This is a genomic window from Methylobacterium gnaphalii, assembly GCF_007992215.1.
Lineage (GTDB): Bacteria > Pseudomonadota > Alphaproteobacteria > Rhizobiales > Beijerinckiaceae > Methylobacterium > Methylobacterium gnaphalii.
Window position 1 is genome coordinate 52,613 of sequence record NZ_BJZV01000020.1, and the last position, 21,999, is coordinate 74,611.

The following is a 21,999-nucleotide window of genomic DNA, read 5'->3' on the forward strand; positions in this document are numbered from 1 at the left end:
CCGCTATCCTTGTTGTCGGTGAATTCGCCCGGCTGGGCCTCGAGTCCGATGGGAAAGGCCCGCCGCGCCACCCGGTTCCGTCAGCGGAGGTAACGCGAGTGGCGCCACCGGCAACCGCGGGGCAGCATCGAATCCAGGAAAATCTCGCAGATGCAAAAAGGCCTCCCGCCGTTTCCGGCGAGAGGCCCAACGCGGGACTCGTCTGTCGTCTGGATCAGGCGTCGATGGTCGGGCCACCGCCCTCGGCGCGCTTCTTGGCCATGTAGGCGTCGAACTGCTCGCGGTCCTTGGCGCGCTTCAGCTCCTCAACAAACTCGGTGAAGGCGCGGCTCTCTTCCTGCAGAGCGCGGCGACGCGCCTCGAGCCGGTCCAGCTCGGCCTTCCGATACTCGTCGAAGGCGAAGTTGCCGGTGCTGGAGCGGTACACGCCGCAATCCTTCGCGGCCTCGAAGGCCTTGGCGAACCGCGACGTGCCGCCGGAGCCACGGCTCCACGAACCGCTCTGGGCAAACTCACGCATTTGGCCGAGCGCGGGGTAACCCGCGACCTTCCACGCAACATAGGCAAGGGCCAGCGGCCACCAGTAGATGAAGCCGAGGACGATGGCGCCGATCTCGAGCGAGCGGCGCGGGAATGGCCCGCAGTGACGGGCGCTGGCGCCCGACCAGGGGGAAGAGGCAGACGACGTGCTCACAGCTTAAGCTCCGCATGTGAATGTGAACAACATTCACATGCGGAGCCGCACCCAGCCTTTCAAGAGGTGCGGCGTCCTGCCGTTTTCCTCAAAGGAGTGGATGCAGTGCTGTCTTCCTGCTCCTCCGGCAAAACGGGCCGAACGGCGCGCCGTCGCGAGGGCAGCGGGACGTTGGCAGGATTCGCTCCGAACCTGGCAGCGAGGGCACTGTCTCGCCGTACATGTCGCGGCAGCCTTCTCCCATGATGGCGGAGATGCCCTTGCAGACAGGTCCGATCGAAAACGGCGTCAGTTCGATGACGCACCAGGCACGCGCGCGCCCGCGCCGTGGACCAGGGCGAGCACGCCGGCCCGCAGCAGCTCGTATTTGTCCGGCCCGCTCTTCGGCAATTGACCTGAGGCCGATAGCGTGGCGATACCGTGCGAGAGCGCCCAGACCTCCAGCGCGACGAAGCGCGGATCGACGCCGCCGAACCCCTCCGGAAAGGTCGCGCGCAGGGCCTCGACCAGGAGGTCGAACGGGTTCGGCCGGTCGGGATTGGGATCCGCGGCGCGCACATCGAAGATCGCCGCGTAATAGCCGGGCTCCTCCTCGGCAAAGGCGAGGTAGGCCTCGCCCATCCGGGTGAAGCGCTCCAGCGGTGTGCCACGCCCGCCGAGGGACCGCGCCAAGCGGTCCGCGAGATCCTTGAAGCCGCGGCCCGCGACCTCCTCCAGCAGCGCCTCCCGCCCCCTGAAATGCCGGTAGAGCGCCGCGGGCGTCACACCGACGAGACGCGCGGCATCGACCAGGGTGAAGCCGCCGACGCCGCGTTCCGCGATGAAGCGGCGCGCCGCCTCGATCAGCGCCTCTTTCAGATTGCCGTGGTGGTAGCTGCGCCGGTCTTCCGGCCGCTCACGCCAGGGTCGCACGAAGCCCTCTCCTTGCCCTTGCAGCACATGCCCGTTCGCAAAAGCTGGATTCGGGCAAGAGGTTGCACCGGAAGACAGCGGCAAAAGCTATCAGCTATCTCTGTCGAGACGTCGACAATTTCTTCGGCATCCGAAGGGTTCGGCCCCCAGCTTGCTGGGGCACGCACGCACCGCCCCACCCCTCTCCCCGCGGGCGGCCAGAGGGGATGAACGGGCGGGCTGGTCGCCGGAGCGACCTGCCGTCACCACGCCCGCCCAGCGCCCGCCACCCCGATCCCGAGATGCTGGGCCACCGTGGCGCCGATATCGGCGAAGGTTTCGCGCCGGCCGATCGGGCCCGCCACCACGTCCGGCCCGAAAGCCAGGACCGGCACCTGCTCGCGGGTATGCTCGGTGCCGTGCCAGGTCGGATCGTTGCCGTGGTCGGCGGTGACGATGCAGAGATCACCCGGCCGGAGCGCCGCTCGGATCTCCGGGATGCGCGTATCGAAGGCCTCGAGTTCGGCGGCGTAACCCGGCACGTCGCGGCGGTGGCCGTGCTCGGTGTCGAAATCGACGAGGTTCACGAAGACGAACCCGCCATCCTCCAGCGTTGCCATCGCGGCCAGTGCGGCATCGACGCCGGCAGCGTTCCCGGCCGTCTTCACCTCGCGCCCGGTGCCGCGATGCGCGAAGATGTCGCCGATCTTGCCAACGCTCACGACCTCCCGGCCGGCGCTGGTCAGCCGGTCGAGCAGTGTGTCGCCGGGTGGCGCGACCGCGAAATCCTTTCGATTCCGGGTCCGGCGGAATTCATCGTCAGCCGAGCCCGTGAAGGGCCGCGCGATCACGCGGCCGACGCGCCAGCGATCGCAGATATCGCGCGCGACGCGACAGACCTCGTAGAGGCGATCCAGCCCGAACATCTCTTCGTGGGCGGCGATCTGGAAGACGCTGTCGGCGGAGGTGTAGCAGATCGGCCGGCCCGTCCGGACATGCTCGGGTCCGAGTTCCTCGATGATCGTGATGCCCGACGCGTGGCGGTCCCCGAGGATGCCCGGCAACCCTGCCTGCTCGATCAGCGCCCGCGTCAGCTCAGGCGGGAAGGCCGGCTGCGTATCCGGGAAATGCCCCCAATCCTCCAGCATCGGCAGCCCGGTGATCTCCCAATGGCCCGACGGCGTGTCCTTGCCGGCCGCCGTCTCGACGGCGTGGCCATAGGCTGCCTCGACCGGGCCGGGCGGCGCCAGTCCCGGCGGCACGCGGCCGGTGGCGCCCTCCGCAGCGAGGCCGAGCCCGAGCGCGGCGAGGTTGGGCAGGCGCAACGGGCCGGAGCGCAGGCCCTCGCGGTCGCCCCGCCCCCGCGCGCAGGCCTCCGCGATATGACCGACCGTGTCGGCACCCTCGTCGCCGTAGCGGGCGGCGTCGGGGCCGCCGCCGATGCCGACGGAATCGAGGACGATCAGGAGTGCGCGCGCCATCTCTGCCGGTCGCGTCCGCTCAGGCCGGAACGGCGTCGGCAACGCCCTCGGCAGGCGCCGACTCGCGATCCACGATCTCGGCCTCCATGTCGAAGGCCGCCGCGAACAGTGTGCGGGTGTACTCGGTCTGCGGCCGGGCGAAGATTTCGGAAGCTGCCCCCTCCTCGACGACGCGGCCGTTCTGCATGACGAGCACGTAGTTCGCGAGGGCGCGCACGACCTTGAGATCGTGGCTGATGAACAGGTAGGCGAGGCCGCGCTCACGCTGCAGGTCGCGCAGTAGGGTGACGATCTGCGCCTGAACCGAGCGGTCGAGGGCCGAGGTCGGTTCGTCGAGCACGACGAAACGCGGGTTCAGCACGATGGCACGGGCGATGGCGATGCGCTGGCGCTGGCCGCCGGAGAATTCGTGCGGGTAGCGGTCCATCGCCGCCGGATCGAGCCCGACATCGGCGAGCGCCTTGGCCACGATGGTGCGGCGCTCGGCCCGCGACTTGGCCTGCCCCTGCACCACCAAGCCCTCGGCGACGATATCGGCCACCGACATGCGCGGCGAGAGCGAGCCGTAGGGGTCCTGGAAGACCACCTGCATGTCCTTGCGCAGCGGCCGCATCGCGCTCACCGAGAAGTTCTCGATCGCCTTGCCGAGGAAGACGATCGGCCCCTCCGAGGCCGTCAGCCGCAGCAGGGCCAGACCGAGGGTGGTCTTGCCCGACCCGGATTCGCCGACGACGCCGATGGTCTCGCCCCTGCGCACCGCGAGGCGGACGCCGTCGACGGCCTTGACGTAGTCGGTGGTGCGCCGGAGCAGGCCCTGCTTGATCGGGAACCAGACCTTGACCGGCCCAGCCTGGACCAGCCACTCGGCTCCCGCATCGACCGGGTTGGCACGGCCCGTCGGCTCGGAGGCGAGGAGGCGCTGGGTGTATTCGTGCTGCGGCCGGTCGAAGACCTCCGCGACCGGGCCGGCCTCGACGATGCGCCCGCGCAGCATCACGCAGACCGAGGTTGCGATGCGCCGCACGATGCCGAGATCGTGGGTGATGAACAGCATCGCCATGCCGAGCCGCTTCTGCAGATCGGCGAGCAGGGTCAGGATCTGCGCCTGGACCGTCACGTCGAGCGCCGTGGTCGGCTCGTCGGCCACCAGCAGGTCGGGCTCGCAGGCGAGCGCCATGGCGATCATCACGCGCTGGCGCTGGCCGCCCGACAATTCGTGCGGATAGGCGCCGAGCCGCCGCTCGGCATCGCGAATGCCGACGAGGTCGAGCAACTCGAGAATCCGCGCGCGCGCCTTCCTGCCCGTAAGGCCGCGATGGAGTTGCAGCACCTCGCCGATCTGCCGCTGGATGGTGTGCAGCGGGTTCAGCGAGGTCATCGGCTCCTGGAACACCATGGTGATGTCCGCGCCGCGCACCTTCCTGAGTTCGCGTTCGGGCAGTTGCAGCAGATCGCGGCCCTTGAAGACGATCCGTCCGCCCGGGTGATGCGCCGCGCCGTCGAGCAGGCGCAGGATCGAGAGCGCCGTCACAGACTTGCCCGAGCCGGACTCGCCGACCAGCGCCAGCGTCTCGCCGGCCGCGATCGTGAAGCTGACCCGGTCGACGGCCAGCGTCTCGCCCTCCGACGAGCGGAAGGCCACCGAGAGATCGTCGACGGAGAGAAGCGGTTCGGTCATCGGCACCGCGAAAAGGGGATCCTCCGGCCGGTCGGCGCGGAGACGGTCGGCGGGGTTATAGCGCCGCGAAGCCCGCAGGGCGAATGGCGCGCGATGCGGCGGCAAAGGCGCTTTCAGGATTTCCTCCCGGCCCGCACACGTCTAGATGGCGGTGGTGCCGCGCGTCTCGCTGATCCTCGTCGCTCTTCTCGCGCTGCTCTCGAGCGCGCCGCCTTCCGCCGCAGCCACGGGCCCCGGCGGCGACGGCGAGACCGTTACCCAGGCCCTCTGCCGGCTGATCGAGGATTCCGCGAGGGCGCGGTCGATCCCGGTTCCTTTCCTGACCCGGCTGATCTTCCGCGAGAGCGCCTTCCGCGTGAACGCGGTCAGCCCTGTCGGCGCGCAGGGCGTCGCGCAGTTCATGCCGGGCACGGCGCGTGAGCGCGGCCTGCTCGACCCGTTCGATCCCGAGCAGGCGATCCCGCACGCCGCGCATCTGTTGGCCGACCTCCGCCGGCAGTTCGGCAATCTCGGCCTGGCGGCGGCGGCCTATAATGGCGGAGCCGGCCGGGTCTCGTCCTGGCTCGCCGGCAAGGGCGGGCTTCCGGCCGAGACGCGCGCCTATGTCATTGCGCTGACCGGTCACCCGGCCGAGGACTGGCGCCCCTCCGGCGTCGAGCTGGCCCCGCTGGAGGGCGAGCCGGCCAAGCCCGAGGCGAAGCAGCCCGACACGGCCAAGGCGGACACGGCGAAGGAGGTCGAGGCGGAGCCGCAGACCTGTCTTCAGGTCACGGCGCTCCTGCGCATTCCCTCGCGCGGGGATCGCTTCGCCCTGCCCGTCGAGGGTGGCGTGACGGCTCCCTGGGGCATCCAGCTCGCCGGCAACTTTTCGAAATCGCTGGCGCTCGCGAGCTTCTCGCGGACGCGCTCCCGCTACGCCAACGTGATCGGCGCCGTGCGGCCAATGATCATCGGCACGCGCCTCCGCTCGCGCGGCACACGCGCCTTCTACCGCATCCGCATCCCGGCCGAGACCCGCGCGGCCGGCGAAACCCTGTGCGAACGCATCCGCAAGGCCGGGGGCGCCTGCATCGTCCTGCGCACCTGATGCGCGTGCGCACGGGAAACATGTTCGGCGCGCGCACGGCCTTGAAACCGCCCAGTCTGGCCCTTCATCTGCGGCCTCAAGCACATCCCCTGGGAGACGCATGTTCCGTGTCCTCGTCGCCGCGCTCTCGTTCGGCTGCCTTCTGCTCTCCGCGCTCGGCCTCTCCGGCTGCTCGCCGCTCGCGCTGTTCGACGCGCTCGGCCCGCGCGACGCCGGCGCCCGCCTCTCGCTGAAGGACGCGGCCTATGGCGAGGATCCGCGCCACCGCCTCGACGTATTCACCCCGGTCGGTAACGTCGCCAACGCGCCCGTGCTGGTTTTCTTCTACGGCGGCTCCTGGAAGAGCGGCTCGAAGGAAGATTATGCTTTCGCCGCGCAGGCGCTGGCTGCTCAGGGCTTCGTGACGGTGCTGCCGGATTACCGGCTCTACCCCCAGGTGCGCTTCCCCGATTTCCTCGATGACGGCGCGCGAGCCATCGCCTGGGTCCGCGACCACATCGCGGCCTATGGCGGCGATCCGAAGAAGATCGTCCTCGCCGGACACTCGGCCGGCGCCTACAACGCGGTGATGCTCGGGCTGAACCCAGCGTACCTGCGGCGTGCTGGCGTCGAGCCGCAGACCATCCGCGCAGTCGCCGGCCTATCGGGCACCTACGACTTCTTCCCGTTTGACCAGGGGACCTCGATCGACCTGTTCGGGCAGGCGCCCGACCCGAAGGGGACGCAGCCGATCACCTTCGCCGGCCCGAACTCGCCGCCCGCCTTCCTCGCCACCGGCGACGCCGACACGACGGTACGCCCGCGCAACACGAAGAGCCTCGCGGCCCGACTGCGGGATGCTCGTGTCCCGGTGCAGGAGCGGATCTATGCTGGGCTTGACCACGCCGATACGCTGCTCGCGCTCTCGATTACCTTCCGCTCGAAGGCGCCCGAACTCTCCGAGATGGCGGCGTTCCTCCATCAGCATGCCGAACGCCGGCAGCTGAGTTCAGTGCAGATGCGCTAACCCTCTACCGGCGGCACCGGCCTCGAACGCCGATCCGATGGCGACGGCGACCCCGCGCGCGGCGCGCAGCGACATTGCCGGCGGCAAGATCCGTCTGCGCCATCAGCCAGCCTCCGAAAACGTCGCCTGCCGGGTTCGTGTCTGCCGGCATTGCGACGGAGCAGATGACGGGCGACCCGCGAGCGACGGGACAGCCCCGGACCGGACCGGCTCCACTTCGCTGTCGCTCATCCCGATTCTCCGTGCCGCGCCCCTGTAGCGGCACTGGACTTCTTGCCGAGCATGGCAAGAGACGTCTCGTGCCCGCCAGTGCACAGGCACGCGCGGTGCGCGCTCAGCCGCTGCGTACCGCGTTGGCGGTGATGGCGCCGGGAGCAGAGACGAGCTCAGGTGCGGGCTGCTCAATGGCAGGACGAGCTGGCTGCTCGTCGACTGCCACGAAGACCAGCAGGCCGACGCTCACGAGGACGTGCGGCAGCACGAGCGGGATGCCCCAGCGGACCTTTGGGGACTTGATCAGCTCTTGGGCCATTGCAACGTCTCCACGGCCCTGGACGAACGATCCGGTCGGGCGATGGCGATGGGTCGCGGCGGTGGCGCTGACGGTTCATCGAGGCTTGCGAAAAATCACATGAGGACCAGCCTTCTCCTTCGGCGCACCTGCCCCGGAAACGCGCGCCGGCTCATCAAGAAAAACTCGAAAGGCGATGAACCGGCTGCCAGCCCGGCGCGACACACGCCTATCCGGGTCGCGATGGGCGAGCCGGCCCCTTCAAGGAACTAGGCCATATCGCTTTTCTCCATTGTCTCGACGACCCGCGCCGGCACGATCGTTCTAGCTGCCCTCTCCGCCTCGGTGATCGATGCAGGGATCGGGGTTCCAATCTCAGACCAATCACGGCGAGTGCCGTTAGCGCGGACGGCGATAGCTGCGCCATCGACGAGGACGGCAACATATTCGGCCGTCAGGTCCGCATCTGCGACGGAACCGTCAAAGAAAGTGGCCGCCAGTCATGGTTGGAGCGCGATCGGCGCCTCGCCTAGTCCGCATGTCTTCGGTGCAGTATCGCAGAGTGTTCGCAAGATCGGTGGCCGCATAGACGTAGACTGATCATTCGGCCAGAGTGCGCATCTCGTCGGATACACAGTCCAAGCGAGTCGTGGCGGCGACGCTGCGAGGGATCGGAGAATTCTCTGCCATGGCGGATCGCGCGCGAGGGAGCCGGACGATAGTGTGGGCGGCTGCCGGCGCGATCCTGCTGCTGGCTCCTCTTCCTGCCTTTTCCCAGTACCGAGGCATGCCCGGAGGCGGCTATGGCGGGCGCGGCTATGGCGGCGGTTACGGCGGTGGGTTGGGGCTCGGAATCGGCGGCGCGATCCTCGGCGGCGTGGTCGGTTCGATGGGTCGCGGCCGCCCTCCAGAGGTCGAAGAGGTCGAGGACGTGGGCGATCCGCCCCCACTGCGGCGCCCGAGAGGCACAGCCGAGCCGCCCGCACGTCAACGCCCCCCCTCTGAGCGGCCGAGGCCCATCGTCGAGAAGCCGCCGCGCCATCGCCCGCCGGTCGTCCTAGGGGCGCCACCGCGTCCGGCCGAGCCGGCCGTCCGGATCGTCAGGCCTGCGCATCCGGCGCCGGCTCAAGCGGCGAAGGTCGCGTCCCACCCCGGTTCATCTAAACGCCCGAACGCGGTGGCCAAGGTGCCTCCCCCGCGCGTGCCTGCACCGGTTCGTCCTGCCGCTCCACCGCCAGTCGCAGCCGCTCAGGTCGACGAACCTGGGACCGTACCGGGCGAAGTCCTGATCGAACTCAAGCCGGGCGCACCGGGAAACACCATCGCCCGGCTCGCCCGCCAGCAGCGCCTCGATGCCATCGAGACGGAGAGCTTCAACTTGGTGCCGCTCACGCTGCACCGCTACCGCATCCGCGACGGCCGTGCCGTGGCCACCGTTGTGCGTGCACTTCAGGCGGACTCTCAGGTCGCCTCGGCCCAGGCAAACCACGTCTATGCGCTGGTCGGCGACATCGCGCCTGCATTGCCCTTCGCGAGCGTGCAATATGTCGTGGCCAAGCTTCATCTCGATGAGGCCCATCGAGTAGCAACCGGGCGCGATGTTGCGATCGCAGTAATCGATTCCGGTGTCGACGAAGCACATCCCGCCTTGGCCGGTGCGCTGAGCGAGAACTGGGATGCTATCACCAAGACCGCTCTACCCGCGGGCGGCGGCGAAGCGCACGGCACCGCCGTCGCCGGCATCGCCGGGGCACGTGCGCAGCTCGCCAGCGCAGCCCCGGACGCACCGCTCGTCGCTATCCGGGCCTTCACCGTCGGACTACAGAAGCCCGGAGCCCAGGGCACGACGATTCACATCCTGCGGGCGATCAACCGCGCCGCCACAGCCAAGGCTCGCGTAGTCAATATGAGCTTTACCGGGCCGGCCGACGCGAAGCTCTCGCAGTTCCTCGCTGCCGGCGCGGGTAAGGGCTTCATCTACGTCGCCGCCGCGGGCAATGGCGGTCCGGACTCGCCGCCGCTGTATCCGGCCGCCGACTCCAACGTGATCGCCGTCACCGCGATCGATGCGCAGGACAAGCTGTTTCCCGCCGCCAGTCGCGGACCGCACGTGTTCATCGCGGCACCCGGAGTTGAGGTTTTTGTGGCGACACCGGGAGGCGGCTACGGCTTCCTCAGCGGCACCTCGATGGCGGCGCCGCAGGTGGCGGGCATCGCCGCAATGATGCTGCAGGCGAAGCCTGACCTGACCCTCGCGGCCCTGCGCGATGCGCTGACGAAGAGCGCCCGCGATCTTGGGCCGGCCGGTCCCGATCCGGATTTTGGCGCAGGCTCAGCCGATGCGCGGGAGGCGCTCCAGGCTGTCGGCGTCTCCTTCACACCGGCGCTGGTGAGCGATGCGAAGCCGCCCCTCGGCGCGGCCAGAATTGAACAGCCATCCACATCGGACGCCGCGAAAGCCGAACTGGCAACGCCCGTCGAGAGCACGACAAGCGGATCGGCACTCGAGACGAGCGCCGCGCCGACACTGTCCGCTACGACGAAGAGCGACGTGCCCCTGAAATGACGCCGGCCGCCAAAATCGTTCACGTGACGATTGAACCGAACCCTCGCTCGAAGCGACCCATGAGCAGCCCGGCCGCATGACCGACGCCTCCGACGAGGTGCTGGTGATGCGAATCGCGGGCGGCGACGCGCTCGCAATGCAGAGCCTCTACGCGCGGCATTCCACCCGCGTGTACCGGTTCCTGGTGCGCCTCGTCCGGGATGCCACACAGGCCGAGGACCTGATGAGCGACGTATTCTTCGATGTCTGGCAGCAGGCCGCCCGGTTCGAGGGCCGCTCCAGCGTGACCACCTGGATGTTGGGCATCGCCCGCTTCAAGGCACTCTCGCATCTGCGCAAGCGCCCGCACGTAGCCCTCGAACCAGAGATCGCCGAGGCGATCGAGGACGAGGCCGAAACTCCCGAGATTCTACTCCAGAAGGTCGGTAAGGCGGCGGTGATCCGCCGCTGTCTCGCGGCTCTGTCCGCTGAGCATCGCGAGGTGATCGATCTTGTCTATTATCACGAGCGCAGCGTCGAGGAGGTCGCCGAAATCACCCGCGTGCCCCCCGGTACGGTGAAGACGCGCCTCTTTCACGCGCGCAAGAGGCTCTCGGAACAGTTGACCGCCATGGGCATCGATCGGGGTTGGCCATGACCGCAGGAGAGCCCGGCCAGGACCGCAAACCCGACGAGATCGACCTGCTGCTGCCGTGGCACGCGGTCGAACGACTGTCGGCCGAAGAGGCAGAGAGGGTCGAAGCGGCCCTACGCGCCGACCCAGAGCGCGCGCGCCATCTTGAGATCGCCCGCGAAGAGCGTGCCGAGACGGTGGCGCTGAATCAGGGGCTCGGCATGCCTTCGCGAGCTGCGCGCGACAAAGTTTTCGCACGCATTGAGGCCGAGGGTCGCAAGCCGCACAAGGGCTTCTCGGAGCGCTGGCGCCACTGGCTCGCTGGCCTAGCGCCGCGCTCGCTTGCCTGGTCCGGCGCGGTCGCGGCTCTGGTGATCGCCGTACAGGCCGGCCTGTTGACGATGGCCTATTTTGGCAAGGGGTCGGGAGGCTACCAGACGGCCTCGGCGCCTGTGCCGGCAGCGGTGGAGGGCACCTTCGTCCTGGTCGCGTTTACGCCGGCAGCAACCACTGAGCGGATCGAGACCCTCCTGCGGGACACCCGTGCCACCATCGTCGAGGGCCCGCTCCCCGGTGGGGTCTTTCGCCTGCGGCTCGAGGAGCGCGGCGAGGCAGCTTCACGAACGATCGAGCAGCTGCGATCGAAGACCGCGCTCATCCGGCTCGTCGCCCCCGTAACGCCTTCAGCCGACCGGCCTCAACAGCCTCGTTAACCGACCTTTAACCGAAAGATTGCGGCCACCCGGCACCTGTGAGACGGTCGTTAACAGAAGATTAACGAGGTTCTCCGAAGCCATGCGTACCGGCGTTTCCAAGCGGATCAAGGCTTCGGTTCGTGGTTTGGTTGCGGGTCTCGCCGCTGTAGCGTCGCTGGCTTGGGTCCCATTGGCCGAGGCGCAGACCCTCGCGTCGCTGCCCACCTCCGGCCTCGCCGCCTCGATCACTGGCGCAGCGCGTCCGATCGCGGCCTGGACCGAATTCTGCGAGCGCTACGCCAGCGAATGCGCCGTCGACCGCAACGAAGCGACGTCGATCACCCTCACGCCAGCGATCTGGCAGACCATCAACATCGTAAACCGCCGCGTGAACAAGGCGGTCCACGCCGTCACCGACCAAGACCACTGGAACCTCGCCGACCGCTGGGACCTCGCTGAAGATGGCCAGGGCGATTGCGAAGACTTCCAGCTGCGCAAGCGCGCGATGCTTGCTGAGGCCGGCCTGCCCCGTCGCGCCATGCGCATGACTGTCGTCATCGACGAGAAGGGCGAGGGCCACGCGGTTCTTACACTGATCACCGACCGCGGCGATCTCATCCTCGACAACAAGACCAGCGCCGTCCTGCCCTGGCGCCAGACCGGCTACACCTACATCAAGCGCGAGAGCCAGGACGCAGTCGCCTGGGTCGGCCTCGGCGTCGCCGTCTCGCCGGTGACCACCGCCAACCGTTGAGTCGCGTCCCAAAACGGGACGACCGCTTCCTGCAGGAGGCTTCGAACGTTTAAGAGTTTGGACGCAAGGGTTACCGGAGCGTTTCGCGAAACTCGCGAATGCGCCCCATCCCAATCCGCCGCCTCTGCCGCGAGGTTCAGCGGACACCTAGAGGTCCCGGCGATGATCTCGGCTTACGCGATCGCTCGCATCATCGGTGTCGCCAGTCTGCTTGCCGCTGCGGCGCCGGCTCTCGCCGAGACGAGCGTGGGCGAACGGCATGAGGCCTGGCGCGGCTGCCTCTCAGATGCTTTCACCTTACGCGCCACTCTCTCCAGCCGAGCGCTGGCCGCAGATATGGCTCTGCGCGAGTGCCGCGACAGCGAAACCGCCTACCTCTCGGCGCTCTCGCAGTCGCCGCTCGTTGACGAGGACGATGTCGATCGTGTCCGCCCAGCGCTGCTCATCCGCGCACGGACCTGGCTGCTCACGACAAAGACGAGCCGCAGCCTTTAGGCGTAGTCTCGAGCCCGGCCGGACCAGCCACTGTTCTCAGACGATGCCGCTGCCTTGGAAGGGCCAAGGCCTGCCGACATGGGCGGCGACCTTCGCGGGTTCATGCCCGACCGCCTCGACGGCCTCCTCAATGCGTTCGGCCGGCACCTCGAGCCGTCGTGCCCAGTAGGCCAGCGTCCAAGGCTCCGAAACATTCACGGTCGATGGTTCGTGGTCCGTCCTCTCGTGGTCACTCATGGTGCTGCCCTGCTGCTCTGCATAGTGGATCCATCGCGGTAACGTCGGGCGGCAGCCAATGGATCATGCGACGGACCGGAAACACCGTCTGCACCCGCCATCGCACGCAGAAGCTGTGTCAGCGTGTCATAAGCACAGCCTGGATAAAACACCGGTCCGCCGAGGCATCGCACCCGCAACCGTCGACGCGTTCGCCAGTCATGCTACGGTGATCCGCTCGCGCGAGGGAGAGATCGTGGCCAACATCTTTGGGGTGATCGGTTCGCTCGAACTCTTGGCCGGCGCCCTCCTGATGATGCGGTTCGGCGAAGGCAAAGCGTTCTACCTCGCCATCGCGCTCACCGTCCTCGGCATGGCGACATTGTTCGTCGCAGCTGATTGGATGGAGAACTCGACCGCGACAGTGCAGTGAATGAAAGTTGAACGCACGGACCTACAAGGGCCGCGGGTCCAGCCATTTGCCTTGAACTCCCAGAGCTCCAGAAACGAAAAAACCCGCCGAGTCAGCGACTGAGCGGGCGAATTGTATTGGCTGGGGGACCAGGATTCGAACCTGGACTAGAGGAGTCAGAGTCCACTGTTCTACCGTTAAACTATCCCCCACCGCCGAGAGCGATTGTGACTTTTACCAGCTGCCCTCAAGACACGGCGTCGATGTGGATATCGTCGGCCGGTCGGCGTAGCTCGCGCCGTGTAAGGACTTCGCGACGCCTTGTCTAGCCCAACGTGACGGGTTCCTTTTGACCATCCTCAGGTGCACCGCAACTCACACTGTCCGCGGCAATTCCTGTCCATCGAAAAAGACCGTGGGGCGGCCCGGAAGGGCCACGGGATCGGCGAGCCGCTGTGCAAACTCACGATCGAGACCGGAGCGGCGTTGGACCGGCTCCAGGTTGCGAAACTCTTAGGCCGTCCAATGAGCTCCGACCTACCGCACTGCTTACGCAGCTATCACGCGATCCGTGGTCCGACAGAGCATGAGGTGAGTGGTGAAGAAGCCATCCTTCAGTCAGTCCACCATCTCAGCGGGCTGGATGCCGCCGATTGCGGCCGGAATGAGCGAAGACATTCGTCGCGCGTGGTCGAGTACGTTGCGTGCCGCGATGCGGGCGTTGGTCGCCCGCAGCTCGGAATGGGGCAGGCCGTCGACACGGGCCGAGCGCGCCAGCGCGCGAAGAAAACGGGCATCTGCCGCGGCGCGCGCACGGATCGCGGAGACAGGCCCCCCAAAACGGGCACCGGCAAAATGTTCTGAGATGGAGGTGGTCATCGACGGCAGTCCTCAAGACCGGCAAGCGCCGCGTCCCGATATGAGCCGGGCTTCTGTCACGCAATTCAGTGTTCGGCAATGATTCTTTTTGGGTGTTTTCTGCGCACCCGATCTGAAAATTCTGCTTTGGGTGCAAAGTTCAGTATTCAATGCCCCTACCGTTAACCGTAGCGAACCGAGCCGAAGACAAAAAGCCGTGGGGTGCATCGACCAGCGAGGAGTGGCACAACGCTTTATGGTTCCAGCTCTCGCTATCGCCCTGACTGCCGTTCTGCTGCTGATGGTGTTCTGGCGTCAGCATCTGGGTTCGCTGATGCAACTCGCCAGTCTGCTCGCCGCCCTGCTGTTGATGATCTGGCTGCAGGACAACGGCTATCTTAACAGCAAGGACCGGCAGCCCCCGGTCAAAGACCGGCCGATGCCGCTGAACCCTGGCCGGTAGACAGACAGCGAGCAGCCCGCCCCGATAGTACGCTCGGCACGGTCGCCGCGAGGCATGCCTGTGTTATGCAGGCATAGTGGCCCTATCGAACGGGCGGAAAAACCAATTCCGGAGTTGTCCGTGCGAAACCTCCTCATTCTCATCATCGTCCTCGGAGGCGGCTTCATCCTCGTTGGAATGTACATTGCCCCCAATCAGCCACCCCTGCGTGCCTGGTATCTCGCTAATGCCTGTCCGACACTGGACAAAGTCAGCCCGGAGATCTGCGCCCCGATCCGTAAGGCCGAACGCACAGGCGCGGACAAGACCTGATCCGTCGAGAGTGCCGATCAGGCTTACGACGTGATGAGGGTGCTGAACTGGTTCTTTCGCGATCGTGCCACCGGCGCCATCGTGATTGCACAATGGCCGAACCTGCCGCTCTGGATCTTTGCGAGCGCTGCGGGTCTTGCATGGATCGTGGAGGCCTCGGCCATTGCGGTTCCTGCTTGGCTGAGCGCAAGCCTGCAGGTGGTTGCGATAGCGAGCCTTGCCTGGTGGGCCGTCGATGAGGTCCTACGCGGGGTCAATCCCTGGCGGCGTTGCCTCGGAGGCGCAGTCCTGATGTTCGGGCTAATCCGCCTATTTCACGCGGGCTGACGGCATCTGGATCAAACGCTTCGTCCGCAGCTAGCGACTCCGTTGGAAGCCCACTTGATCTGGACAAGAAAAAGGGCCGCTTTCGCGACCCTTTCCCGCAATCTTTGCTCGCTCCGAAAACCGGCTCAGTAGCAGCGTCGCACCAGAACCCGGCGATAACCGTAGGGCGTCCAACGTAGACGCGGCACGGCGTAGCAGCCACCATAGCCATACCCATAATCGTCGTAGCCGACGGTCGAGTAGCCGTAGGGATAGCCATAGCCGTAATAGCCGCCATAGAGGCCTGCCGCGGCGAGGCCGAGCCCGAGGCCAACACCGCCATAGCCCCAGCCGCGATGCCGCCACCCGCCGCCCCAGCCGGGCCGGAAGCCTCCATGGAAGGCCGCACCGCGAAAGCCGCCGCCACGGAAGCCACCGAAGCCGCCGCCATGAAAGCCACCGAAGCCGCCGCCATGAAAGCCGCCACCGTGGAAACCACCCCCGTGGAACCCACCGAAACCGCGTGCCTCGGCCGTCGCCGGCAGAGCGGCGAGGGCGCCCGCCACCAAGGCCGATGCCAGAATTACCCGTTTCATGATGTCATCTCCGAGGAGCACCTCCCCCATCAGCCCATCAAACGTGCAATGGTGGAAAACAGTTCATGCGGCATGCAGTCCCGGTTGCATGGGTGCTCCAACGCGGTGCTTCGCCGGGGCTCATTCGACTTGAAAATGCCCCTGTTTTGCGGCGACGAAAGCGTAGCCGGATCGGGGAAAGACCTGTCAGTGCCAGAAGCGAGATCTAGGAATGCGTTCACGTCTTGCCGGACTGGCGGTCGGCCTGTGTGCTCTGACGGCCCTGCCTTCAGCAGCACGCGAAGCCGCAGATGCCTCTACCTCGTCCACAAGCGCTTCGGCTAGCAAGGGACCGTGCCGCGCTACCGTCTCCGAGGGCGAGACCTATACCATCTGCGCCGTAGACCTCCGGCGGGAGCAGATACGCCTGTTCTGGCTCCGCCCGGACGGTGCTCCCTATACATCGCTCTCGAGCCTCGCTCGATCACAGGGATCGGCGCTGAGCTTCGCGATGAACGCAGGGATGTACGACAAGGATCAGGCGCCAGTCGGCCTCTACATCGAAGAGGGTCGTGAGCTAAAGCGTGTCTCGACCGCCAACGGGCCTGGCAATTTTCACCTCAAGCCTAACGGTATCTTCTATGTGAAGGGCGACCGGGCGGGTGTGCTCGACACTGTGCGCTATCTCAAGGTGAAACCGAAGCCAGACTTCGCCACACAATCTGGCCCGATGCTGGTGATCGACGGCAAGATCCACCCAAAGATCTCGGAGGACGGCCCGAGCCAAAAGGTGCGAAATGGCGTCGGCGTGCGTGATGATGGGCGCACAGCGATCTTTGCCATCTCTGAGCGTCCGGTGAGCTTCGGCGCCTTCGCACGACTATTCAAGGACGCGCTCGGGTGCCGGAACGCACTGTTCCTGGACGGTTCGGTGTCGAGCCTCTACGCGCCGGGCCTCGGCCGCTCAGACCTCAGCCGGCCCCTCGGGCCGTTGGTGGGAGCGATCTCACGCTGATGCCGTCTTTGCGAGCGCAAAGAAGACGGGGGGAGTCGATCAGATCTCCCGGACGCGGTTCCCGAATGCCTTCTTCAATGCGGCTTTCACGGCAGATCCGATCGCTTCGCGCGACGTGATCCGAACCTTTGGCATCTGAGCCCCAATGGCGCTGGACGGGTCGAGGGCGAAGTCGAGCCGACGATTGCTGATCGCCAGCGCTTGGACCCCGTCGCGCTGGCTCAGCTCTTCGCTAAGAAACTCCAGGCTAGCACCGACCACATCGATCTGAATGATGAAGTAGCCAGCGGGCTCCTCTTCGTCATCTGCGCCCGAGATCAGGCACAGGCCATCCTCTTCGTCGATGCGCACGCGCTCGACGGCGAAGGCGACAACGTCGGCAGGACCCGCTTCATTGCCCTCAACGCTGGCCAAACTGCGTGTCCTTGAAGAGGCTTTTGAACTCGCGCGGCTGGCAGCGCCAATATTGCTTCGGCGCGCGGACCTCGGCACCGAGTTCAGCGGCGGCGTGCCAGGGCCAGCGCGGATCGTAGAGCATCGCGCGGGCCAACGAGATCGCGTCGGCCCGGCCCTCGGCGAGGATTGCCTCGGCCTGGCGCGGCTCCGTGATGAGGCCGACGGCGATGGTGGTGAGCCCAGTCTCGGCCTTGATGCGCTCGGCGAAGGGCACCTGGTATCCAGGCCCAAGCGCGATTTTCTGCTGGCTCGAGAGACCACCGCTGGAGACGTGGATCGCTGCCGCGCCGCGCGCCTTGAGCGCTTGGGCGAATGCGATGGTCTCGTCGAGACTCCAGCCATCCTCGACCCAGTCCGTCGCCGAGACGCGCAGCCACACCGGCTTACCAGCCGGCACGACATCGCGGACGGCGTCGAAGACTTCGAGGGGGAAGCGCATGCGGTTTTCGAGGCTGCCGCCATAGGCGTCGGTGCGCTGATTGGAGAGGGGCGAGAGAAACTGGTGCAGCAGGTAGCCGTGGGCGCCGTGCAGCTCGACCGCATCGATGCCGAGCCGCATGGCGCGCTTGGTCGAGGCGACGAAATCGTCGCGGATTCGCTTGAGATCGGAGATGCTGAGGGCGTGCGGCGGCACCTCGCTCTCCCCATGCGGGATCGCCGAGGGCGCCTCAGTGCGCCAGCCATGCGGCGATTCAGGAGCGATCTGCGCACCTCCGGCCCAGGGCGCTTTGCTCGATGCCTTGCGCCCGGCATGGGCGAGCTGGATGCAGGTTGGAATCGGCGCGTATTCGTTGATCGCGTCGAGCACGCGAGCAAGCGCGCGCTCGCAGCCATCCGAGTAGAGTCCGAGATCCCAATCGGTGATGCGCGCCTCTGGGGAGACCGCGGTCGCCTCCAGCGTCAGCAGCGCGGCGCCGGACATAGCGAGCTGGCCGAGATGCATCATGTGCCAGTCGGACGCCTCGCCGGCTGTTGCCGAGTACTGGCACATCGGCGCGATCAGAATGCGGTTGTCGAGTGCGAGCGCGTCGAGGTGCAGCGGCTCGAAAAGGCGGACCGACATGAGTTCTCCGGAGTATGACTGGAGCGCTAACTGGCGCAGGCCGGTATGAGGTCCAGCGGGACCTCACGCCAGACCTGCAAGTCCCGGACGGTCCTCATGCTGGTGATCGTGGGGGGGCGAAAACCATCTCTTGCTGCGGGTGTACAGGCTACACGCCGATCCCGCGCGACTTCAGACCATCACCGATCTCATCGAGCACCGCCGGGTCCTCAATGGTCGGCGGCATCGTGTAGCTCTGGCCGTCAGCGATAGCCTTCATCGTCGCACGAAGAATCTTGCCCGAGCGAGTTTTGGGCAGCCGACTGACCGCGACCGCGAGTTTGAAGGCAGCCACCGGACCGATCTCGTCGCGGACGCGAGCGACCAACTCGCGCTCGATCTCCGACGGCTCCTTCGCGACGCCGGCTTTCAGCACAACGAAGCCGCAGGGTGCCTCGCCCTTCACCGCATCGCGGATGCCGATGACGGCGCATTCGGCGACGTCCGGATGCGAGGCCAACACTGCTTCCATGCCGCCAGTGGAGAGACGGTGGCCGGCCACGTTGATGATGTCATCTGTCCGCCCGAGGACGGTAACGTAGCCGTCCTTGTCGCGGATGCCAGCATCAGAGGTGTCGTAGTAGCCAGGATATGTCGAGAGGTAGCTCGCGCGCATGCGCTCGTCCGAGCCCCACAGAGTCGGCAGGCAGCCCGGCGGCAGAGGCAGCTTGAGGGCGATGGTGCCCATGGTGCCGTCAGGCACCCGCTTACCGGCCTCGTCGAGGACATGCAGGTCGTAGCCCGGCATTGGCACGGCGGTGGACCCATATTTCACCGGCAGTCGCTCGATGCCGAGAGGGTTGCCGGCGATGGCCCAGCCGGTCTCCGTCTGCCACCAATGGTCGATCACCGGTTTGCCGAGCGCCTTCTCGGCCCAGGCTACGGAATCCGGATCAGCCCGCTCACCGGCGAGAAAGAGCGCCCGGAAGCCGGAGAGATCGTGACCGGCGAGTTTTTCGGCCCGCGGGTCCTCTTTCTTGATGGCGCGCAGGGCTGTGGGCGCGGTGAACAGCGTGCAGGCACCGTATTCGGCGGCCACGCGCCAGAGGGCGCCGGCATCGGGCGTGCCCACTGGCTTGCCCTCGTAGAGAATGGTCGTGCACCGGTGCAGGAGTGGCGCGTAGACGATGTAGGAATGTCCGACGACCCAGCCAATGTCGGAGGCGCAAAAGTACACTTCGCCTGGCTTCACGCCGTAGAGGTTGGCCATCGACCAAGTCAGTGCGACGCAATAGCCGCCGGTATCGCGCACCACACCCTTCGGCTTCCCAGTCGTGCCTGAGGTATAGAGGATGTAGAGCGGATCGGTTGCCGCCACCGCGACGGGATCGGCCCGGCGACCTTCCGCCTTTGCTGCAGTGATCGCTGCCACCCAGTCGTGATCGCGCCCGGCGACGAGGTCGGCCTTCGCCTGCGGGCGCTGCAGCACCAGGCAAGCTTCTGGCTTGTGAGAGGAGCGGGCAATCGCAGCGTCCAGCAGCGGCTTGTAGGGCACGATCCGGGTTGGCTCGATGCCACAGGAGGCGGCGAGGATCACCTTCGGCGCGGCATCCTCGATGCGCACGGCAAGTTCGTTGGCGGCGAAACCTCCGAACACCACAGAGTGAATAGCGCCGAGCCGAGCGCAGGCCAACATGCCGACGAGCGCCTCAGGCACCATAGGCATGTAGACGACCACACGGTCGCCATGGCCGACACCGAAGGCGGCGAGTACGGCGGCGAGCGTCGCCACCTCCTCGCGCAGCTCAGCGTAGCTGATGCGGCGCTTGGTGCCCGTGACGGGCGAATCGTAGAGGATCGCAGCCTGTGCGCCGTGTCCGTTTTCGACATGCCGGTCAACGGCGTTGAAGCAGGCATTCAGCTGGGCATCGGGGAACCAGCGCCCGTAGACGCCGGCTTCAGGGTCAAAAGCCCGGGTTGGCGCGCGCTCCCAGTCGACTGCCTTCGCCGCTGCCAGCCAGAACGTATCCGGGTCGGCGATCGAGGCCGCGTGCACGGCGGAATAGGCAGTTGCAGCGGCTGTCATGGCGTTGCTCGGCGTTATCATGCCGGTCCGCGCCGGCTTCCCCGCATCCTTTCACGATCTGCCGGGCAATGCCCAAAAAAACAACCGCCGCGCCGGAGATCCGGAGCGGCGGTGAACGCGTCAGGTTATGAAGTGGAGCGGCCGGGCTCGCCGGCCGACCGGGTCAGTGGAGCGTCTCTCCGTCGTCCCGGAGCCGGTTGATTTCGTCCTTGAGGTGGAGCTTCTTGCGCTTGAGCTCCGCGATGTGGAGGTCGTCACTTGAAGGCGACTGCATCGCGTCGTGCAGTTCCCGCTCCAGAGCGTCGTGCTTCCGGGCGAGCTGGCTCAAATGCGTATCCAAGGACATGAGGCGTCTCTCCTGTCATCGTTACCGACTCGGGCAGACTGACACACGATGAGCCGGCTGTCGAAGCGATTCGGCGGTCAAGCTCTCGATTTCGTCATCGAAATGACGCTGGTTTTCCGCACCTTCGTCGAGATCGTGCAGCCGCTGCAAATTCGCGTGGCCGACAAGACGATATCGACGTGGAACGACCACTGGCGAAGCTTTGCCGCCTTGCTCGGGATCGGGCCTTGGCGCATGGTTTTCACGAAAGCGTGGTCGAGTTTTGCCGATTATGATGGGTGCCAACGACAGCGGCGATGCGGAGACCGACCTCGCGTCGGAGCTCGGCCGGCTTAAGGAAGAGCATCGCGATCTCGATGCGGCGATCGAGGCGCTGAAGGTTGGCATCGTCAGCGACCAGTTGCAGATCCAGCGACTGAAGAAGCGCAAGCTGTTCCTGCGCGACCGGATCAGCCACATCGAGGATCAGATCCATCCGGATATCATCGCGTGACGAGACTGCTGCTCAGGCCCCGCGACCAGTCTCGCGAAGGTTGCATTCTTCGCATGTCGCCGGATCGACGTGCGGAAAAGGCTCCCGATACTGGAACTTTGTCCGCCAAGACTTCCTAGACGGCGGGCTAGTGAGAATGCTGATGAAACTTACGGAGCATCGGATACGTCCATAACCGGCCGTTCTGCCGTCTGAATTCGTCTCGACGCTGCCGCGGCAGACAGCAAGGATGACGTCCGCGAGCGGCGCGGCCGACGCATCTGAGAGCGGGGCCCCAGCCAAATGGGTCGAGCGCTACTTTCAGATGCGAGGCCGATCAGGTACGGCCGGTCTCGAAACCTCGAACGGGACGGACCCGTGCCTTGCCGGCTCGCGGCACCACCTGTATTCGACAACATGACCCTGGCGCGTGATCGCCGGTCCATTTCCAGCAACCGAAAGTGACGAGGATGTCGGGATCGGCCCCCGTGGCGATCATCATGGGAAGCCAGTCCGACTGGACGACCATGCGGCACGCCGCCGAGACCCTCGACGCGCTCGGCGTCGTGCATGAGACGCGCATCGTCTCGGCGCACCGTACGCCCGACCGGCTCGTCGCCTTCGCCAAGGGCGCGCGCGAGGCCGGCTTCAAGGTGGTGATCGCCGGCGCTGGCGGTGCTGCGCATTTGCCGGGCATGACCGCCGCGATGACGCCTCTGCCGGTCTTCGGCGTGCCGGTGGAATCGAAGGCGCTGTCGGGCCAGGACAGCTTGCTCTCCATCGTGCAGATGCCGGCCGGCATCCCGGTCGGGACGCTAGCGATCGGCCGTGCTGGCGCGATCAACGCAGCGCTTCTCGCTGCTGCCGTGTTGGCGCTGACGGACCAGGACCTTGCCGGCAGGCTCGATGCATGGCGTACGCGGCAGACCGAAAGCGTCGCCGAACGGCCGGACACGACCGAACACTAAA

26 protein-coding genes, 1 tRNA gene and 1 pseudogene are annotated in these 21,999 nt (G+C 66.5%); 14 read left to right on the forward strand and 14 right to left on the reverse strand.

What is annotated here, in order from left to right:
- Window positions 1-214: 214 nt before the first annotated feature.
- The 4 genes from MGN01_RS16835 to MGN01_RS16850 form a co-directional block, all read right to left on the reverse strand.
- Window positions 215-694 carry a DUF2852 domain-containing protein gene (locus MGN01_RS16835; protein ID WP_147047988.1) on the reverse strand — a complete coding sequence of 160 codons (480 nt, stop codon included), beginning with the start codon at window positions 692-694 and terminating at the stop codon, window positions 215-217.
- Window positions 695-982: 288 nt separating this feature from the next.
- Complete coding sequence (locus MGN01_RS16840; RefSeq protein ID WP_147047989.1) at window positions 983-1,606, reverse strand: TetR/AcrR family transcriptional regulator; 624 nt, start codon at window positions 1,604-1,606, stop codon at window positions 983-985.
- Window positions 1,607-1,848: 242 nt separating this feature from the next.
- On the reverse strand, window positions 1,849-3,066 hold the full coding sequence (locus MGN01_RS16845; protein WP_147047990.1) for a phosphopentomutase: 1,218 nt from the start codon (window positions 3,064-3,066) through the stop codon (window positions 1,849-1,851).
- A 19-nt stretch (window positions 3,067-3,085) separates the two neighbouring features.
- On the reverse strand, window positions 3,086-4,744 hold the full coding sequence (locus MGN01_RS16850) for an ABC transporter ATP-binding protein (protein ID WP_147047991.1): 1,659 nt from the start codon (window positions 4,742-4,744) through the stop codon (window positions 3,086-3,088).
- Window positions 4,745-4,889: 145 nt separating this feature from the next.
- Here MGN01_RS16850 and MGN01_RS16855 point away from each other — a divergent pair, with 145 nt between their 5' ends.
- Together MGN01_RS16855 and MGN01_RS16860 are read left to right on the forward strand one after the other, a co-directional pair.
- Window positions 4,890-5,831, forward strand: a complete 942-nt coding sequence (locus MGN01_RS16855) for a transglycosylase SLT domain-containing protein (RefSeq protein WP_174804601.1) — start codon at window positions 4,890-4,892, stop codon at window positions 5,829-5,831.
- A 100-nt stretch (window positions 5,832-5,931) separates the two neighbouring features.
- On the forward strand, window positions 5,932-6,837 hold the full coding sequence (locus tag MGN01_RS16860; RefSeq protein WP_147047992.1) for an alpha/beta hydrolase: 906 nt from the start codon (window positions 5,932-5,934) through the stop codon (window positions 6,835-6,837).
- A 46-nt stretch (window positions 6,838-6,883) separates the two neighbouring features.
- On the opposite strand, the pseudogene MGN01_RS24605 reads toward MGN01_RS16860, so the two are convergent.
- Window positions 6,884-7,102 (reverse strand): annotated as a pseudogene (locus tag MGN01_RS24605) (hypothetical protein); the annotation flags it as partial.
- A 69-nt stretch (window positions 7,103-7,171) separates the two neighbouring features.
- Window positions 7,172-7,369 (reverse strand): hypothetical protein, encoded by a 198-nt coding sequence (locus MGN01_RS16870; protein ID WP_147047993.1) that lies wholly within the window; start codon window positions 7,367-7,369, stop codon window positions 7,172-7,174.
- Between the two features lie 700 nt (window positions 7,370-8,069).
- Between MGN01_RS16870 and MGN01_RS16875 the strand changes: the two genes are divergently transcribed.
- The 5 genes from MGN01_RS16875 (at window position 8,070) to MGN01_RS16895 (ending at window position 12,471) form a co-directional block, all read left to right on the forward strand.
- The gene (locus MGN01_RS16875; RefSeq protein WP_170246027.1) at window positions 8,070-9,914 is read left to right on the forward strand and encodes a S8 family peptidase; all 1,845 of its coding nucleotides are present in this window, start codon (window positions 8,070-8,072) and stop codon (window positions 9,912-9,914) included.
- Between the two features lie 76 nt (window positions 9,915-9,990).
- Entirely contained in the window at window positions 9,991-10,551 is a 561-nt protein-coding gene (locus tag MGN01_RS16880) for a sigma-70 family RNA polymerase sigma factor (protein ID WP_147047995.1), read from the forward strand.
- On the forward strand, window positions 10,548-11,240 hold the full coding sequence (locus MGN01_RS16885; protein ID WP_147047996.1) for a hypothetical protein: 693 nt from the start codon (window positions 10,548-10,550) through the stop codon (window positions 11,238-11,240). The genes MGN01_RS16880 and MGN01_RS16885 overlap by 4 nt, the downstream gene beginning before the upstream one ends.
- 82 nt (window positions 11,241-11,322) lie before the next feature.
- Window positions 11,323-11,976 carry a transglutaminase-like cysteine peptidase gene (locus MGN01_RS16890; protein WP_147047997.1) on the forward strand — a complete coding sequence of 218 codons (654 nt, stop codon included), beginning with the start codon at window positions 11,323-11,325 and terminating at the stop codon, window positions 11,974-11,976.
- A gap of 162 nt (window positions 11,977-12,138) precedes the next feature.
- Window positions 12,139-12,471, forward strand: a complete 333-nt coding sequence (locus MGN01_RS16895) for a hypothetical protein (RefSeq protein ID WP_147047998.1) — start codon at window positions 12,139-12,141, stop codon at window positions 12,469-12,471.
- Window positions 12,472-12,507: 36 nt separating this feature from the next.
- Here MGN01_RS16895 and MGN01_RS16900 read toward each other — a convergent pair whose 3' ends face one another.
- Window positions 12,508-12,708: a DUF3606 domain-containing protein gene (locus MGN01_RS16900; RefSeq protein WP_147047999.1), complete on the reverse strand. Its 201-nt coding sequence runs from the start codon at window positions 12,706-12,708 to the stop codon at window positions 12,508-12,510.
- Between the two features lie 58 nt (window positions 12,709-12,766).
- On the opposite strand from MGN01_RS16900, the gene MGN01_RS16905 reads away from it, so the two are divergent.
- Entirely contained in the window at window positions 12,767-13,120 is a 354-nt protein-coding gene (locus tag MGN01_RS16905) for a hypothetical protein (RefSeq protein ID WP_147048000.1), read from the forward strand.
- Between the two features lie 117 nt (window positions 13,121-13,237).
- Here the strand turns inward: MGN01_RS16905 and MGN01_RS16910 are convergent.
- Window positions 13,238-13,311: transfer RNA gene (locus MGN01_RS16910), tRNA-Gln, on the reverse strand.
- Window positions 13,312-13,717: 406 nt separating this feature from the next.
- A complete protein-coding gene (locus MGN01_RS16915) occupies window positions 13,718-13,978 on the reverse strand; it encodes a hypothetical protein (protein WP_147048001.1) in 261 nt (86 codons plus the stop codon).
- Window positions 13,979-14,066: 88 nt separating this feature from the next.
- Here MGN01_RS16915 and MGN01_RS23645 point away from each other — a divergent pair, with 88 nt between their 5' ends.
- The 3 genes from MGN01_RS23645 to MGN01_RS16930 all read left to right on the forward strand — a co-directional run bounded on the left by MGN01_RS23645 (window position 14,067) and on the right by MGN01_RS16930 (window position 15,059).
- The gene (locus MGN01_RS23645) at window positions 14,067-14,420 is read left to right on the forward strand and encodes a hypothetical protein (RefSeq protein ID WP_170246021.1); all 354 of its coding nucleotides are present in this window, start codon (window positions 14,067-14,069) and stop codon (window positions 14,418-14,420) included.
- Between the two features lie 120 nt (window positions 14,421-14,540).
- Window positions 14,541-14,732 carry a hypothetical protein gene (locus tag MGN01_RS16925; protein WP_147048003.1) on the forward strand — a complete coding sequence of 64 codons (192 nt, stop codon included), beginning with the start codon at window positions 14,541-14,543 and terminating at the stop codon, window positions 14,730-14,732.
- Between the two features lie 30 nt (window positions 14,733-14,762).
- Window positions 14,763-15,059: a hypothetical protein gene (locus tag MGN01_RS16930; protein WP_147048004.1), complete on the forward strand. Its 297-nt coding sequence runs from the start codon at window positions 14,763-14,765 to the stop codon at window positions 15,057-15,059.
- 125 nt (window positions 15,060-15,184) lie between these two features.
- On the opposite strand, the gene MGN01_RS16935 is transcribed toward MGN01_RS16930, so the two are convergent.
- Window positions 15,185-15,634, reverse strand: a complete 450-nt coding sequence (locus MGN01_RS16935) for a hypothetical protein (protein WP_147048005.1) — start codon at window positions 15,632-15,634, stop codon at window positions 15,185-15,187.
- A 211-nt stretch (window positions 15,635-15,845) separates the two neighbouring features.
- Between MGN01_RS16935 and MGN01_RS16940 the strand changes: the two genes are divergently transcribed.
- Window positions 15,846-16,628: a phosphodiester glycosidase family protein gene (locus MGN01_RS16940; protein ID WP_147048006.1), complete on the forward strand. Its 783-nt coding sequence runs from the start codon at window positions 15,846-15,848 to the stop codon at window positions 16,626-16,628.
- 39 nt (window positions 16,629-16,667) lie between these two features.
- Here MGN01_RS16940 and MGN01_RS16945 read toward each other — a convergent pair whose 3' ends face one another.
- The 4 genes from MGN01_RS16945 to MGN01_RS16960 all read right to left on the reverse strand — a co-directional run bounded on the left by MGN01_RS16945 (window position 16,668) and on the right by MGN01_RS16960 (window position 20,558).
- Window positions 16,668-16,979: a hypothetical protein gene (locus MGN01_RS16945; RefSeq protein ID WP_147048007.1), complete on the reverse strand. Its 312-nt coding sequence runs from the start codon at window positions 16,977-16,979 to the stop codon at window positions 16,668-16,670.
- A gap of 49 nt (window positions 16,980-17,028) precedes the next feature.
- Window positions 17,029-18,147, reverse strand: coding sequence for an NADH:flavin oxidoreductase/NADH oxidase (locus MGN01_RS16950; protein ID WP_147048008.1), 1,119 nt, complete (start codon window positions 18,145-18,147; stop codon window positions 17,029-17,031).
- A 148-nt stretch (window positions 18,148-18,295) separates the two neighbouring features.
- Window positions 18,296-20,212, reverse strand: a complete 1,917-nt coding sequence (locus MGN01_RS16955) for a propionyl-CoA synthetase (protein WP_147048009.1) — start codon at window positions 20,210-20,212, stop codon at window positions 18,296-18,298.
- Window positions 20,213-20,375: 163 nt separating this feature from the next.
- A complete protein-coding gene (locus MGN01_RS16960; protein WP_147048010.1) occupies window positions 20,376-20,558 on the reverse strand; it encodes a YdcH family protein in 183 nt (60 codons plus the stop codon).
- Between the two features lie 274 nt (window positions 20,559-20,832).
- Here MGN01_RS16960 and MGN01_RS16965 point away from each other — a divergent pair, with 274 nt between their 5' ends.
- Both MGN01_RS16965 and purE read left to right on the forward strand, forming a co-directional pair.
- Entirely contained in the window at window positions 20,833-21,051 is a 219-nt protein-coding gene (locus tag MGN01_RS16965; RefSeq protein ID WP_147048019.1) for a YdcH family protein, read from the forward strand.
- Between the two features lie 449 nt (window positions 21,052-21,500).
- Window positions 21,501-21,998, forward strand: a complete 498-nt coding sequence (gene purE, locus MGN01_RS16970) for a 5-(carboxyamino)imidazole ribonucleotide mutase (protein WP_147048011.1) — start codon at window positions 21,501-21,503, stop codon at window positions 21,996-21,998.
- Window position 21,999 lies beyond the last annotated feature (1 nt).